At 75.5% G+C, this 15,449-nt stretch carries 18 protein-coding genes; 4 read left to right on the top strand and 14 right to left on the bottom strand.

Annotation, left to right across the window (positions count from 1 at the left end; all coding sequences use genetic code 11):
• Nucleotides 1-30: 30 nt before the first annotated feature.
• From GOBS_RS08775 to GOBS_RS08755, 5 genes are all read right to left on the bottom strand, one after another.
• On the bottom strand, nucleotides 31-930 hold the full coding sequence (locus tag GOBS_RS08775) for an alpha/beta hydrolase fold domain-containing protein (RefSeq protein WP_012947932.1): 900 nt from the start codon (nucleotides 928-930) through the stop codon (nucleotides 31-33).
• Nucleotides 931-1,038: 108 nt separating this feature from the next.
• Nucleotides 1,039-2,010 (bottom strand): intradiol ring-cleavage dioxygenase, encoded by a 972-nt coding sequence (locus tag GOBS_RS08770; RefSeq protein ID WP_012947931.1) that lies wholly within the window; start codon nucleotides 2,008-2,010, stop codon nucleotides 1,039-1,041.
• 108 nt (nucleotides 2,011-2,118) lie between these two features.
• The gene (locus GOBS_RS08765) at nucleotides 2,119-2,934 is read right to left on the bottom strand and encodes a glycerophosphodiester phosphodiesterase (RefSeq protein ID WP_166487338.1); all 816 of its coding nucleotides are present in this window, start codon (nucleotides 2,932-2,934) and stop codon (nucleotides 2,119-2,121) included.
• A gap of 168 nt (nucleotides 2,935-3,102) precedes the next feature.
• On the bottom strand, nucleotides 3,103-3,690 hold the full coding sequence (locus GOBS_RS08760) for a hypothetical protein (protein WP_012947929.1): 588 nt from the start codon (nucleotides 3,688-3,690) through the stop codon (nucleotides 3,103-3,105).
• 13 nt (nucleotides 3,691-3,703) lie between these two features.
• The gene (locus tag GOBS_RS08755; RefSeq protein ID WP_012947928.1) at nucleotides 3,704-4,852 is read right to left on the bottom strand and encodes a zinc-dependent alcohol dehydrogenase; all 1,149 of its coding nucleotides are present in this window, start codon (nucleotides 4,850-4,852) and stop codon (nucleotides 3,704-3,706) included.
• 195 nt (nucleotides 4,853-5,047) lie between these two features.
• On the opposite strand from GOBS_RS08755, the gene GOBS_RS08750 reads away from it, so the two are divergent.
• Nucleotides 5,048-6,913 carry a putative bifunctional diguanylate cyclase/phosphodiesterase gene (locus GOBS_RS08750; RefSeq protein WP_012947927.1) on the top strand — a complete coding sequence of 622 codons (1,866 nt, stop codon included), beginning with the start codon at nucleotides 5,048-5,050 and terminating at the stop codon, nucleotides 6,911-6,913.
• 10 nt (nucleotides 6,914-6,923) lie between these two features.
• On the opposite strand, the gene GOBS_RS08745 is transcribed toward GOBS_RS08750, so the two are convergent.
• From GOBS_RS08745 to GOBS_RS08730, 4 genes are all read right to left on the bottom strand, one after another.
• Nucleotides 6,924-8,030, bottom strand: a complete 1,107-nt coding sequence (locus GOBS_RS08745; RefSeq protein ID WP_081448841.1) for a sulfurtransferase — start codon at nucleotides 8,028-8,030, stop codon at nucleotides 6,924-6,926.
• A gap of 182 nt (nucleotides 8,031-8,212) precedes the next feature.
• Nucleotides 8,213-8,443 (bottom strand): hypothetical protein, encoded by a 231-nt coding sequence (locus tag GOBS_RS26785; protein ID WP_012947925.1) that lies wholly within the window; start codon nucleotides 8,441-8,443, stop codon nucleotides 8,213-8,215.
• A 137-nt stretch (nucleotides 8,444-8,580) separates the two neighbouring features.
• A complete protein-coding gene (locus GOBS_RS08735; RefSeq protein ID WP_012947924.1) occupies nucleotides 8,581-8,913 on the bottom strand; it encodes a DUF1622 domain-containing protein in 333 nt (110 codons plus the stop codon).
• Entirely contained in the window at nucleotides 8,910-9,302 is a 393-nt protein-coding gene (locus GOBS_RS08730) for a DUF1622 domain-containing protein (RefSeq protein ID WP_012947923.1), read from the bottom strand. The genes GOBS_RS08735 and GOBS_RS08730 overlap by 4 nt, the downstream gene beginning before the upstream one ends.
• A 266-nt stretch (nucleotides 9,303-9,568) precedes the next feature.
• Between GOBS_RS08730 and GOBS_RS25335 the strand changes: the two genes are divergently transcribed.
• On the top strand, nucleotides 9,569-10,552 hold the full coding sequence (locus GOBS_RS25335; protein WP_166487337.1) for a beta-carotene 15,15'-dioxygenase, Brp/Blh family: 984 nt from the start codon (nucleotides 9,569-9,571) through the stop codon (nucleotides 10,550-10,552).
• On the opposite strand, the gene GOBS_RS08720 is transcribed toward GOBS_RS25335, so the two are convergent.
• The gene (locus GOBS_RS08720; RefSeq protein ID WP_012947921.1) at nucleotides 10,515-11,117 is read right to left on the bottom strand and encodes an ATP-binding protein; all 603 of its coding nucleotides are present in this window, start codon (nucleotides 11,115-11,117) and stop codon (nucleotides 10,515-10,517) included. The two genes, GOBS_RS25335 and GOBS_RS08720, sit on opposite strands and share 38 nt — an antisense overlap.
• Nucleotides 11,118-11,317: 200 nt before the next feature.
• On the opposite strand from GOBS_RS08720, the gene GOBS_RS08715 reads away from it, so the two are divergent.
• Entirely contained in the window at nucleotides 11,318-11,590 is a 273-nt protein-coding gene (locus GOBS_RS08715) for a DUF1540 domain-containing protein (protein ID WP_243697680.1), read from the top strand.
• A gap of 62 nt (nucleotides 11,591-11,652) precedes the next feature.
• Here GOBS_RS08715 and GOBS_RS08710 read toward each other — a convergent pair whose 3' ends face one another.
• Both GOBS_RS08710 and GOBS_RS08705 read right to left on the bottom strand, forming a co-directional pair.
• A complete protein-coding gene (locus GOBS_RS08710) occupies nucleotides 11,653-12,093 on the bottom strand; it encodes a hypothetical protein (protein ID WP_012947919.1) in 441 nt (146 codons plus the stop codon).
• Nucleotides 12,094-12,231: 138 nt separating this feature from the next.
• Entirely contained in the window at nucleotides 12,232-12,789 is a 558-nt protein-coding gene (locus GOBS_RS08705) for a hypothetical protein (protein ID WP_012947918.1), read from the bottom strand.
• Between the two features lie 152 nt (nucleotides 12,790-12,941).
• On the opposite strand from GOBS_RS08705, the gene GOBS_RS29490 reads away from it, so the two are divergent.
• Nucleotides 12,942-14,549, top strand: coding sequence for a reverse transcriptase family protein (locus GOBS_RS29490; RefSeq protein ID WP_341776515.1), 1,608 nt, complete (start codon nucleotides 12,942-12,944; stop codon nucleotides 14,547-14,549).
• Between the two features lie 6 nt (nucleotides 14,550-14,555).
• Here GOBS_RS29490 and GOBS_RS08695 read toward each other — a convergent pair whose 3' ends face one another.
• Both GOBS_RS08695 and GOBS_RS28695 read right to left on the bottom strand, forming a co-directional pair.
• Entirely contained in the window at nucleotides 14,556-15,029 is a 474-nt protein-coding gene (locus tag GOBS_RS08695; RefSeq protein WP_208104413.1) for a GNAT family N-acetyltransferase, read from the bottom strand.
• Between the two features lie 18 nt (nucleotides 15,030-15,047).
• Nucleotides 15,048-15,413 carry a hypothetical protein gene (locus GOBS_RS28695; RefSeq protein WP_243697679.1) on the bottom strand — a complete coding sequence of 122 codons (366 nt, stop codon included), beginning with the start codon at nucleotides 15,411-15,413 and terminating at the stop codon, nucleotides 15,048-15,050.
• Nucleotides 15,414-15,449: the final 36 nt, after the last annotated feature.

Below are 15,449 nucleotides of genomic sequence, written 5' to 3'. Positions count from 1 at the left end.
TCGGCGACGGGGACGACCTGTTCGACGGCGTCAGCTGTCGAGGAGCGAGGCCATGAGCCGCCGCGCCCGCCGCCCTTCGGGCACCGGCAGCAGGGCGTGCACGTGGACGAGGCCCGCCTCCTCGTGGTGGTCGACCTGCACACCGGCCGCACGGGCGCGGCTGACGAGCAGCCTGGTGTCCGGGCTGGTGATGTCCCGGGTGCCACTGAAGACGGTCAGCGGACCGAGCCCGGCCAGATCCCCGAACAGCGGGCTGACCAACGGGTCCTTGATCGGCAGGTCGCCACGCCAGAGCTCGATCGCCGCCCGGGTGCCGGGCCGGGCGAGCCACGGGTCGTGCGGCTCGACGAGGTCGATCTCGGGGTTGGCCAGGGTCAGGTCCAGCGCGGGTGAGATGAGCACCGTCCGGTGCAGCGGCGGTTCGCCCCGGTCGCGGCGGAGCAGCGCCGCGGACAGCGCGATCTGCCCGCCGGCCGAGTCACCCAGGACGGCGACCTGCCCGGCGCCGTACCGGTCGACGAGCGCGGCCACCAGGTCGGCGACGGAGGGCACGACGGTCGCCGCGGTGCCGACGGGCGCCAGCGGGTAGATCGGGACGGTGACCGCGGTGCCGCTGCGGGCGGCCAGCCCGGCGACGAGCCGCCAGTGCAGCGGGTGGATCTGGTTGACCCAGGCGCCGCCGTGCACGTAGACGGCGGCACGGGTCGGCGTGCGGCGACGCGGCAGGACGCGGTAGACCGGCCAGCCGGTGTCGTGGTGGACGTCGACCTCGATCTCGACCGAGCGCAGTCCCCGCGGTGGCCCGTACGGGACGGGGCGCACCATGCGGTCCTGGACGCCGCGCAGCATGGCCTCCGGCTCGGCGAACTCCCGCCGGGCGCCGAGCAGGCGGAAGAGGGCGGGCAGGAGGCGGCTGACGGGGCTGGGCATGGGGTCCTCTCGGCTCGAGCGGGGGAGGTACGCACGGCAGCTTGCCCCGGCGTCCGGGACAGGACACGCAAGACCGGTCACGGGTGCGGACGTCGGCCGACCGCCGCGTCAGTCGCTCGGCCGGGCGGGTGGTGCGCCGGTCGGCGGGGTGCCGCCAGGACCCCCGCCGGGGACGCCGGAGGGCGCGCCGTCACCGCCCAGTCCACCGCCGGTCGGCGTCGTGCCGGTGTCGACGCCGACCGCCAGACGCACGGTGTAGCCGCCGGTGACATCGCCGGTCACGGTGGCCAGCTGGCCGGCGCCGCCGTCGTCCCCGAACACGTTGTCGCTGGACAGGCTGACCCGCGACAGGTCGGCCACCGACGCCTCGTAACCCGCAGTCGCGTAGACCGCCTCGCAGGCGTCCTGCGGCAGCGCGACCTGCGAGGTGGCGATGGCGTTCGCGGAGTCGGTGATGGCGGCCTGGTCCGGGTAGACCTCGAAGTGGACGTGCGGCCAGCGCCCGTCGTAGCAGGCCGGGAAGACGCTCGTGAAGCGGACCAGGCCGTCGGCGTCGGCGACCTGCACGCCCCGCAGGTAGTTCTGGTCCTCGATGCCCGAGGAGTACAGCGAGTAGCCGCCCTCGCGGGTGCAGTGCCAGACGTAGACGGCGACGCCTTCGAAGGGCACCCCGCCGTCCGCGAGGTCGGCGATGGTCAGCTCCAGCGTCATCGGCACGCCCTCGGCGGTGCCGCTGAACTCCCCGAAGCTGGAGCGGATGTCGCTGCGCACGATGCCGATCTGCTCCAGCACGTCCGGCCCGTTGGAGCCGTCGCCCGGATACGGGCCCGCGGTCTCGTCGGGGATCTCGTACGCCGAGGACGCGGCAGAGGACGACGACGCCGACGAACTCGTCGAGCCGCCCCCGCCGCAGGCCGCCAGCCCCACCGATGCCGCACCCAGGCCGAGGACCAGCAGCCGGCGGCGGCTGAGCAGGGTGCCGACGTCGAAGCCGAGCCCCTGGTCGACCAGTTCCTCGTCGGGTCGAGGCAGTGACCGCCCCTCGTAGGTGGGCGTCCGGTCCTGTGGCGGGTGCTGCACGGGGTCTCCCGGGGTTGTTGTCATCACTGACAGCGACGGTAGGACTCGCCTCCGTGCAGAAACTGGACGACGCATGGGAGTTCGCTGGCCTCAGTGCGCCCGCAGCCGTTACTTCCCGGCACCGACCGTCGACCCGGCGCTCGTACGGACGTGCTGAGGTCCGAGGAGTTCCAGGACTGTCGGAACCTCGTCCACCACCACCGCGTCGGCGCCTGCCTCGAGCAGCACGCCGGCCGAGGCCGGCGCGGGGCACCACACCACGAGCTGCCGATCGGCGCCGTGGACGAACGGCAGCGCCCCGGCAACGGTTGCCGGGTCGACCGCCTCCGAGCCACGGTCCGCGAGCGATCCCACGTGCAGCACGAGGACGTCGACGTCCATGTGCGCGCAGGCGGCGACCGCGACGTCCAGGGGGAAGCAGTGCCAGGTGAGCCAGCCCAGCGGCAGCGAGGGCTCCAGGCAGCGCAGCCGGTGCAGCGCCGCCGGGTCGAACGACGTGACCAGCAGCGGGCGGCGACGCGCCTCGGCGGCCACGACGGGCGCGAGCAGGGCCGCGGTGGTGCGCGACGGCGGTCGCAGGCTGTCGTCGATCGCGGGCTTGAGGTCCACGTCCAGCCCGACCTCGAGGGGCAGCTGCTCGACCAGCGTGTGCAGCCGGAGCGTGCCGCGCCGGTCGGCCTCCGCCGCGCTGACGTCGGCCACGCGGGTGCCGTCCGGGTACACCTCGTCGTGCCCCACCACCAGGACGTCGTCCGCCGTCCGCCGGACGTCGGCCTCCACCCAGGTCGCCCCCAGCGCGGCCGCCGCCGTGAACGACCCCAGGGTGTTCTCACGGTGGCCGCGGACGACCCCGCAGCCCAGGCCCCGGTGTCCGATGACCGCCGGGCCGGCGCTGAACACGCGGTCCGTCGGGCGCGGGGACACGGTGCGCACCGTCTCGTGCCCTCTGCGGGGTCTCGGCACCCCGATGGGCGTCATGAGCGGCGTCCCCTCTGCGTGGGACAGGGCCGAGCAGGCCGTGCCCTCCCATTCCACCGCCGCGGACGGAGCACGTCGATGGGCAGCGGCACCGATCCGTCCGCGTCCTCCCGGTCAGCGGCGCAGTGCACGCATCAGCCGGCGGACGCCGGTGTACGTCACCGCGGCGCCGGCCACCCACGGCCCGGCCACGATCACCGGGTCGAGGACGTGGTGCCGGGCGTCGGAGCGCCCGCGGCGCGAGCGCAGCCCGCCGTGGGTCAGCTCGGCCTTCACGCCGGTCTCGGTCACCGGGTTGTCCGGGTGCAGCGTGGCGAACGAGCGCAGGTGGCTGCCCCAGGCGTCGACCCGGTCGCCGACGATCAACAGCAGCCAGTGCGCCAGCCGGCCCTCGCTGAAGCGGCGGTAGGCCAGCTTCCGGATGGCCCCGGACAGTCCCTTCGGCGGCTGCGCGGTGCCGAAGACCGGGGTGACGAAGGCGTGCTCGATCGACCGTTCCCGCGGCTCCTTCTCCGGCTGCCGCTCCGGGAAGTCCCAGTGCGCACCCGTGTCCGCCGGGTACTGCAGCTTCGGGTACGAGGGACGGTCCGCCGGGTCGAGGTCGGCGCCCCAGCCGGGGATCCGGGCCCGCAGCTCCTCGCGGGACGGCGGCGGCGTGCGCTTGTCCCGGACGTAGGCGCTCGGGATGTCGGGGTCGGTCATGATCGCTCCTCCCTCAGGCGGCGTCGGGCAGGACCAGCGGCTTGATGCAGCCGTCGAGCTTGGCGGAGAACACGTGGTAGGCCTCGGCGATGTGCTCCAGCGGGAACCGGTGGGTGACCATCGCCCGCGGCGTCAGGTGGCCGTTGCGCACGTGCTCGAACATCCGCGGCCACTGGCGCTTCACCGGCGTCTGGTTCATCCGCAGGGTGAGCCCCTTGTTGAGCGCGTCGCCGAACTTCACCGCGTTGGGGATCGGCCCGTAGGCGCCGACGACGGAGATGGTGCCGCCCTTGCGCACCCCGTCGATCGCCCAGTTCAGCGCGACCGGGGAGCCGCCCTGCAGCTTGAGCTTGGTCCCGGTCACCTGCTGCAGGAAGTTCCCGTCGGCCTCCGCGCCCGCCGCCTCGATGACGACGTCGGCGCCGAGGTAGTCGGTCTGCTTCTTCAGCTCGACCACGACGTCGTCGTACTCGTCGTAGTCCAGGGTCTCGGCGTAGGCCATCGTCCGCGCCTTCTCCAACCGCTCCTGCAGGTGGTCGACGACGATCACCCGGCCCGCGCCCATCAGCCACGAGGACTGGGCGGCGATCAGCCCGACCGGCCCGGCACCGAGGACGACGACCGTGTCGCCCTCGGCGATGTCGCCCAGCTGTGCGCCGAAGTACCCGGTCGCCGCCGCGTCGGTCAGCAGGACGGCGTCCTCGTCGTGCATCCAGTCGGGGATCCGCACCGGGCCGACGTCGGCGAACGGGACGCGGACGTACTGCGACTGACCGCCGTCGTAGCCGCCGGTGGTGTGCGAGTAGCCGTAGATGCCGCCGACCGCGGTGGCGTTCGGGTTGACGTTGTGGCAGTTGGAGTACAGGCCCCGGGCGCAGTACCAGCAGGAGCCGCAGAAGATGTTGAAGGGCACCATCACCCGGTCGCCGACCTGCAGGCTCTGGACCGAGGACCCGACCTGCTCCACGACGCCGATGAACTCGTGGCCGAAGGTGTGCCCGATCCGGGTGTCCGGCATGAGGCCGTGGTACAGGTGCAGGTCCGAGCCGCAGATCGCGGCCAGCGTGACCCGCACGATCGCGTCGTTGGGGTGCTCGATGGCGGGGACGTCCTTCTCCTCGACCCGCACCTTGTAGGGACCCCGGTAGACCATGGCCCGCATCGCAGGACCTCCTCGCGCTCGCGGGTGGCGGGGCGACCGCCGTCCGTCCACCGGACTGGCTCCCGGCGTCCCCCGACCCTGACCGACCCGCCGGCCGGCGGCCAGTCGGGACGCTCGGGGCAGCGGTTCCCCCGGAGGGGTGAGGCCGGCCGGACGGCGCTGGAGGACCCCGGGTGCCCGGCCGAGGACAGCTGCATGGTCACCGCACTGCACGAGCGGCTCGTCGCTGCTCTGCCCCAGGGCAGGCACCTGCCCGAGGAGGTCTGGAACCGGCGTCACCGGGCCGTCCTCCGGGTGGCCGCCGCGCAGGCGGTCGGCCTGGGTGCCATGGCGCTGCTGCTCGGCCGGTCGTCCCCGACCGCCCTGCTGCTCGCACTCGCGGTCGCCTCCCCGCTGGTGTCCACCGTGCTGCCCCGGGCCGGCCGCGGGCTGCGCTCGGCGGCGGCCACGGCGTCCCTGCTCACGGCCTCGGTGGTCCTGGTCCACCTGATGGGGGGCCTCACCGAGGCGCACTTCCACTTCTTCGTCATGATCGGGCTCGCGGCGCTGTACCAGAACTGGGTGCCGTTCGGGATGGCCCTGGCCGTCGTCCTCGGCCACCACGGCGTCGTCGGCACGCTGTTCCCGCCCGCGGTGGTCGGGCACGCCGACGCACAGCCCTCGCCGTGGACGTGCACCCTCGTGCACGGGGCGTTCGTGATGGCCGCGAGCCTGGCCCACCTCGCCGCCTGGCGGCTCAACGAGCAGCAGGGGCTGCGCGACCCGCTCACCGGCCTGGCCAACCGCACCCTGCTGCTGGAGACGACAGCCCGGATGCTGGCCCAGCGCCCGGACCCCACCAGCGTGCTGCTCCTCGACCTCGACGACTTCAAGGACGTCAACGACTCCCGCGGGCACGCCGTCGGTGACCAGCTGCTGAGCACCGTCGGCCGGCGGATCCAGGGCTGCGTGCGCTCGGTGGACCAGGTGGCCCGGCTCGGCGGCGACGAGTTCGCCGTCGTGGTCGCCGGATCGGCCCGCATCGCCGCGGAGGTCGGCGAGCGGGTGCTGGCCGCCCTGGCCGACCCGGTCGTCGTCGACGGCCGGGCGCTCCACGTGCGGGTGAGCATCGGCGTCGCCGACTCCACCTCCGTGGGGGACCACTCCGCGGGCACGCTGCTGCGCAACGCCGACCTGGCGATGTACCTGGCCAAGTCCTCGGGCAAGAACCGCGTGGTCGTCTACGCCGAGGGCATGGAGCGGGCCGCCCAGACCAAGGCCGAGCTGATCACCGACCTCGACTCCGCCGTCGCCGAGGGTCAGTTCGCCGTCCACTACCAGCCGACCGTCGAGCTGAGCGAGGGCGTGACCACCGGCTACGAGGCGCTGCTGCGCTGGCAGCACCCCACCCGCGGGCTCGTCCCGCCCCTGGAGTTCATCCCGCTGGCCGAGGAGAGCGGCGCGATCGTCGAGATCGGCCGGTGGGTGCTCACCGAGGCGACCCGCCAGGCCGCGCAGTGGTCGCGGCAGGCCGGCCGGCCGATCGACGTCGCGGTCAACCTCTCCCCCCGCCAGCTGCTCGACGACGACGTGGCCGCGGCCGTGCGCGCGGCGCTGGACGCCAGCGGCCTGCCCGCCGGCCAGCTCACCCTCGAGGTCACCGAGGGCGTGCTCATCGACGACGTGGAGGCGGTGGTCGACACCCTGCGGGCCCTGCGCCTGCTCGGCGTCCGCATCGCCATCGACGACTTCGGCACCGGCTACTCGAGCCTGTCCTACCTGCGCCGGCTGCCCGCGGACGTCGTGAAGATCGACCGGAGCTTCGTGCAGGACCTCGGCACGGGTGGCCGGTCGACGACGCTGGTGGCCTCGATCATCGAGCTCGCCCGCAGCCTGCACCTCGAGGTGGTCGCGGAGGGCGTGGAGACCGAGGAGCAGCACGCCGTCCTCGGCCGGCTGGCCTGCTCGCACGCCCAGGGCTACCTGTTCGGCCGCCCCCAGCCCGCCGCGGTCCAGCAGCCGGCCGCTGCGGTGCCCGTGCCGCAGCCGCGCACGGAGGCCACGCTCGCCGCCCGGCCGTGACCGGCCCCGGTCAGGACGGCCGGTCCCCCACTGCCATCGGCCGTTCCGGGTCGGCGCTGTACTGCGACCACGACCCGGCGTAGAGCCGCCCCTGCGGCAGCCCGGCCAGCTCCAGGGCGAGCAGGTCGTGGCAGGCCGTGACGCCGGAGCCGCAGTAGGACACCACGTCGCTGTCGGCGGTCACCCCGGCCGCGGCGAACGTCCGGCGCAGCTCCTCGACGGGGCGGAAGCGGCCGCTGCCGTCCAGGTTGGCCCGGGCCGGCACGTTGACCGCCCCGGGCACGTGCCCGGCCCGCGGGTCGACCGGCTCCCGGTCGCCGCGGTACCGGTCGGGATCGCGGGCGTCGATCACCACCGCCGCCGGGTCGAGGACGTCCTCGACCCCCGCCAGCCGCTCGGCCGGCCACGGGCGAGCGGTGAACACCGCCGGCACCGGTTCGGGCGCGGCCTGCTCCAGCGGACCGTCCCAGGCGGCCACCCCGCCGTCGAGCAGGGCCGCCTCGTGCCCGGTCGCGCGCAGCATCCAGACGAGGCGGGCCGCGACGACCCCGCCGGCGTCGTCGTAGGCCACCACGGTGTCGAGGTCGCCGATGCCGAGCCCGGCCATGCCCTCGGCGAAGATCTCCGGCTCGGGCAGCGGGTGGCGTCCGGCGCCGGGGTCGGCGGGCGCGGCCAGCCACCGGTCGAGGTCCACGAAGACCGCGCCCGGCAGGTGCCCGGCGTCGTAGGCGGCCCGACCGGACCGGCCGTCGAGGTACCAGCGCACGTCGGCCAGCACGACCTCGGAGCGGTGCGCGCGCAGCCAGGACGGGTCGACGACGGGAGGCACCACGGCGGCGACCCTACGTCCGCCTCCTCCCTCAGGCCCCGCCGAACGCGCCCGCCCCCCGGGCAGGGTCGCGGCCCGGCTGACGACGTGGTCGACGAAGCCGTACGCGAGGGGCCCCTGCGCGGGGAAGCACCGGTCGGAGTCCGGCTCGATCTGCTCGATCGGCTGCCCGAGGTGGAAGGACTGCAACTCGTCGAGCTCACACTTCGTGCGCCGGAACAGGTCGGCCTGTATTGCGATGTCGGCCGCGGTGCTCTCCGTCGACCTCGACGGCTTCGAGGCCGTCAGTCACCGCCAGCACCGGCGGCACGCTCGCCGTCCCCGGGGACACCCCCGAGACGCTGCTGCACCGTGCCGACACCGCCGTGTACACGGCCGAGCGCGACGGCGAGGACCACGTCGAGCTGCACACCGGACTGGACACCCCCGCCGGCGTCCGACCCCGATCCAGGACGCCCGACGGGGCGACCTCAACCGCGAGGGAGCCAGCTCAGGACGTCGTGCCGGGCGCCGGCCTCGCCGCTGCGCAGCCCCTCGGCCTCCTCGAGGCGGCGCACGGTCCGCCACTGCCCCGGGGCCCAGGCGCGCAGCACCAGCCCCTCCTCCGAGAACGCGATGAGCGCCCCTGCGTCGGTGGCCATCATCCCGGCCTCCACCCGCTCGTCCGTGTCCTCCCTGATCTGCACCGTCCACGCCGGCATACCGCGCTCCCCCTGACCCGGGGCATCTCTGTTCGACACCCGGTTCCAGGAACCAACCGGGCGCGGTCCCCGGCCGTCAACGCTCCCCAGGCGCGCCCTCGCTGTGAGTAGCGGAACGGCGCCGATCGGAACCGAGCTCAGGCGCGCCAGGCCGGGCGCAGCAGCCGGCGCAGGTCCGGCACCCGAGCCGGGTGGTCCGGCCGCGTCGAGGCCAGGGTCCGCCCGCCGGTGCGCAGGCCGAACCCGATGAGCCGGCGCAGCAGGATGATCGACGCGGCGGTGGCGAGCGCCTGCCAGCTCGGTTCGCCGGCCAGCCGCAGCAGGCCGGCCGCGACGAGCAGGTCGAGGAACACCGGCAGCGCCGCAGCGGGACGGCGGGTCGCGGCCAGCGCCACCAGGCCGGCCAGCAGCGCCGCCGCGGTCACCAGCAGCGCCAGCGTCCCGGCGACCTCCTGCAGCGCGGCGGTCACGTGGCCCGCCCCTGCCGTGTCCCGGTGCCCTCGTCGGCCCGCTCCTCCGCGAGCTGGCGCCGTTCCTCGGCGATCTCCTTGGCGAGGAAGTAGTTCAGCGCCGTCCGGATCGCCGCCACCGCGGCGAGCTGGCCGAGCTCGCGGAAGCTGGGGGCCACCGCCGTCCGCAGCACGTCGCTGGCCAGCTGGAACTCCAGGCCCAGCGCGAGGAAGCGGCCCAGGGTGAGCCGGACGGGGACGAAGGAGCGGGCGTCCCGCTCGCGCAGGCCGACGACGACGAAGCGGACGAACGCCCACAGCGCTCCGACGACGATCACCGCGGCGCCGCACGCCTCCACGACGGGGACGAGGACGAGGACGCCCAGCGCCTCCACGAGCAGCTCTTCCACGGCCGCGCCTCTACCCAGCGCCTTCCGGCACCACCCGGCCCGTCGAGGTGGTTGCGCCCGACCTGCTCGGGTACGGGCCGGTCCGGCTCGACGGAACGACCGCCCTCGGCGGCGGAGGCCGGCCAGAACCTCCCCGGGCGACGGACGGCCGCCGCACCAGGGCCCTGCGGCGTCCTCCCCCGCGGAACGCGCACCGACGGCGTGGTGCTGCGGTCCCCCGACCCCTGGAGCAACGAGTGGCGCTGTTCGCCGCTGGAGAGCGGTCGGTGACGCCCCTCGCCGCCCCGGCCCGGGCCGCGACGGCGGTCTCGGGCGCGGCGGTGGTCGCCGTCCTCGTCGTCGAGCTCGCCGTCCCCGGCGGGTGGGGCGACGCCGCGTGGGTCGTGCTCGTCGCCGGCCTGCTGCTCGGCCTGCCGCACGGTGCGGTCGACCACCTGGTGCCCGCCACACGGCTGCGCTGGCCGCTGTCCCGGGTGGCCGTCTTCGCCGCCGGTTACGCCGCGCTGGCCGCCGGGGCGTGGCTGGCCTTCCGCGCGTGGCCGGGCCCCGCGCTGCTGGTCTTCGTCGTCGTCTCCGCATGGCACTTCGGCACCGGGGAGACCGCCTTCGCCGACCTGCGCGCCGGCCGCCCGGTGCGGCGCCGGGCGACCGCGGCGCTCGTGGTCGGCGCCGTCGTGCTGCTCGTGCCCCTGGCCCGTGGAACGGCCGAGACGGCGGCGGTCGTCGCGGCCGTCGTCCCCGGCTCCGACGGGACGCTCCCGCCGGGCGTGCGGACGGCGGTGCTCGCGGCCGTGCTGCCGGCCGCGGCGCTCCTGGCGGTGGAGCTGGTGCGGCGGCGGCACCGCCTGGAGGCGGTCGAACTGGCCGGTCTCGTCGTCCTGGTGCTCGTCGTCCCGCCGCTGGCCGCCTTCGGCGTCTACTTCGGGTGCTGGCACTCCGTGCGGCACGTGGCCCGCGTGGTCGCCGAGGACCCCGGCAGCACCGCCGACCTGGCCGCCGGCCGGATCGGCCGGCCGCTGCGCCGCTTTGCGGTCCGGGCCGCGCTGCCGACGGCCGCCGTCCTCGGCGTGCTGTGGCTGCTGTGGTCGGCCGCCGGCGGGTGGCGTGCCCTCGTGGCCACCGACCTGCCGCTGCTGGCCGCGCTGACGTTGCCGCACGTCCTCGTCGTCGGCTGGCTGGACGCCGCTCCCCCGCCGCCGGCCCGGGAAGGCCTCAGGCCGCCGGCCTGCCGAGGACGTCGGCGAGGGTGAGGCGGTCGGCCCGCACCCGGTCCACGACGGTCACCGGGTCCGTCCCGGCTCCTCCGGCCGGCTCCGCGACGGTCTGCAGCAGGGAGTCCCAGCGGCTGGCGTGCCGGCGCATCGACCGCGCCGGGACGGACCGCCCGCGGGCGGCCTGCCCGCTCTCGGCGAGCTCCCGTGACGCGTCGAGCAGCACCAGCCGCACCGAGCGCCCGGCGCGCCGCGCGGCGCGCAGCACGGCGGACCGCCACCACGGCCGGGTCCAGGGGTCGGTGAGGACGACGACCGGCGCGGGCCCGGAGACGACGCGGAGCACCCGGACCCGGTGCCAGGCGTGCACCAGCGGCCGGATCAGGCGGTACGGGACGCGCACGCCCGCCGCCTGCACCCGTGCGGCGACGTCCTCGGAGTCCAGGCCGACGACCTCGGGCGCCCGCTCGGCCACCAGCCGGCGCAGCAGCGTCGTCTTGCCACTGCCCGGGAGCCCGCCGACGACCACCAGGACGCCGTGCGGAGCCGCACCACCCGAGGCCCGTTCGGCCCCTGTGGCGGCCGGGCCGGTCTGCACCACCACGTGCCGTCACCTCCTCTGTCTGCACTCCCATGGTCCCCGCGACGGCTCGGAGACGGCGGTGGAGCGGCTGTGGGATCGCTGTGCGATGCGCCCGTTCCAGTTCCGCTCACAGGTCGCTGACCTGGGCGTTAGGGGAGCCTCAGCTTGCTGGCGGGGTACCCGGGGACCTGCCAACCTGGGGCATGACCTCTCTCCAGGACATGCCCCAGGTTCAGGACTGCGCCGTCAGCAGCTGCTCGTACAACGCCGAGCACAGCTGTCACGCGGGCGCGATCACGGTGGGCGGCGACCACGCCCACTGCGGCACCTTCGTGGAGATCAGCTTCCGCGGCGGTCTCGACCGCAACGGGATGGTCGGCGCCTGCCACCGCGCCGACTGCGTGCACAACGACAAGCTGGAGTGCCACGCCCCGAGCGTGCGCGTCGGGCCGGGCACCGACGCCGCCGACTGCCTCACCTACGAAGCCAGGTGACCTGACGGAACGGCTCCGCTGCAGGGGCCCGCTGCGAGCCTGAGAGCAGCGGGCCCCTCCGGTTACGAGGCCAGGTAGCCCAGGTCCCCCACCGACTCGGCCGTCAGCCCACCGGCCGGGTCGGCGCGCAGCGCGCCGTCGGCCACGGCCAGCGCCGCGACCGGGTCGTCGTCGTCCACCAGGACGGCGCGGCCACCGGTCGCCACCGGACGCAGTGCGGCGAGGACGGCCCGACGGTCGGGGGCGGCCAACCCCTCGGTGAGCCGGTCGACGAGCACGATGGTGGCCCCCTGCTCGCGCACCGCCTCGATCGCCTCGATGCGCCGGTCCACGTCGTCGTCCGCGGTTGCCGCGACGCGGTGCACCCGGACGGCGGAGTGGCCGGAGGCACACCGCCCGCTGTCGTCGTCGAGCGCGGCCATCACCCGGCGACGGGCCGCGGCCGGGCCCAGCAGCACGGTCACGTCCCCGACCGGCAGTCGCAGCCCCACCCGGACCTCCATCGCCTCGTCCTCCCCGCCGTTCGACGGGTAAGGCGAGGCTAACCTCCGCCCGGCGCCGCCGTCCAGCCCCCCTCGGCCCGGGCAGACAGCAGAGCGGCGCCGCCCCGGCCGGGGGCGGCGCCGCTGTCGCACGAGGGGTCAGTCGTTGTCTGGGCCGCCCCACCAGCGACCGTGGCCCCACGGGCGGTCCTCGTGCGTCGAGTTGACCCACTCGGTCACCCGCTGCTCCACGTCGGCCAGGCGCTTGTCGGCCACGTCCTGGGGCATCCCGCTCTCGACGGCCTTGGCGATGCCCTCGCGCTGGGCGGTGACCAGGGCGTCGACGAGGGTGTCCACTGCGACGCCCTTCTCCTCGGCGATCTTCGCGAGGGTGGCCCCCTCGGCCTGCAGCGCGGTGCGCAGCTCGTCCTCGGTCATGCCCAGGGCCTCGGCGGCGGCCTCCAGACCGTGCCAGCCGCCGTGACCCCAGTGGCCGCCGAAGCCGGAATCGCCGAGCGTGGTGGCCACTTCGTCGGCCTGCTCCTGGCTGATCGACCCGTCGTCGACCAGGCCGGAGAGCGCGTCCTTGATCCGGTCCACGACGGACGTCGACGTGCTGTTCGTGTCCTCGGTCTGGGCGACAGCGGGGACGGCCACCGCCAGCCCGGTGAGCGTGAGAGCGCCGGCTGCGGCGGCGACGACCAACTTCTTGCGCACGGTTGTCTCCTCGATCCGCGGCCGGACTCTCCAGCCGTCGAGGAGATCCTCGACCCGGAACCTGTGACGGAGCTGTCAGTGCCCCGTGCCCTCCCTGGAGATCGAGGGCTCCCCGTCGGCCGGGGCCGCGCCGGTGGGTCCTCCCCGGTCCCGTGGGAACCACCCGGGGAGCGTGGGGGCCCCGTTCGACGGACTCGGGGGTGCCCGTACGGGCACGACCGCGCCACCCGGTGGTGAGCAGCACGGATGTCGCCGACGCCGCTACGGTGGCCCCGTGCGCGGCGGGGAGGGCAGGACGACCGGCGTCAGCCGGTCTCCCCGGGGCAACCCCGGGGCAACGCGGCGAGCAGGCCACGGCGTCAGCCGCCACCAGGAGCGCTCCACGCACGGCATGGCGACTCCCTCAGGGAGAGGCTGCCTCCCCCGCCGGGCACGCCGGTGACGATCGGCACCCGGTCCTCCCTCACGGCCTCGGGCACCGCCACGGCGCTGCTGGCCGGGCCGGGGTCGCGGCGGGGGATGGTCCGCCGGGTCGCCGTCGCCCTCGGCTTCGCGCGGGCGCCGCGCTGGATCGGCACGGTCGTCGACGAGGTGCTCGCCGCGTACGTCACGGCGCCGGTCGACCGGCCGCGGGAGCTGGCCCTGTTCGTCGCGGCCACGCAGGGCTGGGAGGGCACCGGGGCCCCGCGCCGCGTCGTCCGCCGGCAGCCGGTGGCCACCGCCGTGGCGCGCGACCGCTTCGGCGTCACCCCTCTGCCGGACGCCGCCGCGGTCGCCCGGCTGCTGGACCCCGACCAGGCCGAGCTCGCCTGGTCGAGGTCCGCGGCCTGGAGCGCACGGTCGATGACCCGCTGCGCCACTACCGCTGGCACGCGGTCGAGCGCCGCGGCCGGCTGCGGCTGGCCGCCGAGCCCAAGCCGCGGCTCAAGGAGGCCCAGCGGCGGCTGCTGCGGCACGTGCCCACCCCGGTCCCGGTGCACGACGCCGCCCACGGCTGCATCCCCGGCCGGTCGGTGCGGACGGCGGCCGCACTGCACGCCGGCCGTGCCGTCGTCCTCGGCATGGATCTCGAGGAGTTTCTCGCCCCGGTCCCTGCCCCGCGGGTCCGGGGCCTGCTGCGGGGCACCGCGGGGCTGACCGAGCCGGTCGCCCAGCTGGTCACCGCCCTGGTGACCACGACCGCGCCAGCGCCGGTGTGGCGGGCGCTGCCGGTACCGACCGGGGCGGACGCACGGGAGCGGCACCGGCGACTGGGCACGCGGCTGGCCAGGCCGCACCTGCCGCAGGGCGCCCCGACCTCGCCGGCGCTGGCCAACCTGGTGTGCTTCCGTCTCGACCGCCGGCTGGCCGGCCTCGCCGCGACCGCCGGCGCCCGCTACACCGGCTACGTCGACGACCTGACCTTCTCCGGCGACCGGCGGATCCGGGGTGACCGGTTCGCCGCGCTGGTCACCGAGGTCGCCGCCGAGGAGGGCTTCCGGGTCAACCCGGCCAAGACCCGGGTGGCCGGCGCCGGATCCCGGCAGCGGGTGCTCGGCGCGGTCGTCAACGCCCGGCCCACGCTGCCCCGGCCGGAGCGCGACGCGCTGCGCGCGCTGCTGCACAACTGCGCCCGGCACGGCTGGGCCGGCCAGACCCGCGGGCACGACCCGGCGACCTTCCGCGAGCACGTACTCGGCCGCGTGGCCTGGGCCGCCTCCCTCGACCCGGTCCTCGGCGAGCGGCTGCAGACCCTGGCCGCGCGCATCGACTGGAGCTGACCCCGCTCACAGGTCGACGGCCATGGTCCCGTCGGCGGCGCCCGGCACCGGGGAGAAGCCGACCGAGCGGTAGAGGTGCACGGAGGGGTTCCCGGCCTCGACGCTGAGGCTGACCCGTGCCAGCCCCCGCCGGCGGGCCTCCTCGAGCGCCCGGCGCAGCAGCCCGCCGCCGATCCCGCGCCCGCGGTGGCCGGGCCACACGCGGAGGCTGAGCTCCGGGACGCCGTCCGCGACGAACCCGTAGCCCGGGTCGTCGGCGGCGAGCAACAGCGCCCAGACCACGCCCACCACCGAGCCCCGGGTCTCGGCCACGAACCCGAGGTCGCCGCGCTCAGGCCGGAACTCGCAGTAGTGGCGCAGCTCGGGGGTCTCGTCGACGTCGTGGGAGGTGAACCGCTGCTCCCCCGTCCAGTTCAGGTTGGCCAGGGTCGCCGTCCGCAGCAGCTCGCCGTCGCCGGCGGTGAGCGGGCGAGTGGTCACCTCGGTACCCACGGGGCCTCAGACGAGGAAGCGGTAGGCCGTCGTCCCGGGGGCGACGTGCTGGATGCGCAGCGGGCTGGCCTCGATCCGGGCCAGCAGCGCCGGGAAGTCCGCCGCGCTGCCGAGCTCGATACCGGTCAGCGCCGCCCCGGTCTCCCGGTTGTCGCGCTTGACGTACTCGAACAGCACGATGTCGTCGTCCGGGCCGAGGACCTCGTCGAGGAAGCGGCGCAGCGCACCGGGCTCCTGCGGGAACTCGATGAGGAAGTAGTGCTTGAGGCCGCGGTGCACCAGCGAGCGCTCGACCACCTCGCCGTAGCGGCTCACGTCGTTGTTGCCGCCCGACAGCAGGCAGACCACCGTCTGACCCGGCTCGACGGGCACCAGCCCACCGGTGAGCGCGGCGGTCGCCAGCGCCCC

It is taken from the genome of Geodermatophilus obscurus DSM 43160 (assembly GCF_000025345.1).
Lineage (GTDB): Bacteria > Actinomycetota > Actinomycetes > Mycobacteriales > Geodermatophilaceae > Geodermatophilus > Geodermatophilus obscurus.
The sequence above is the reverse complement of the archived record's forward strand: the minus strand, read 5'-3'. Positions and strand labels throughout refer to the sequence as shown.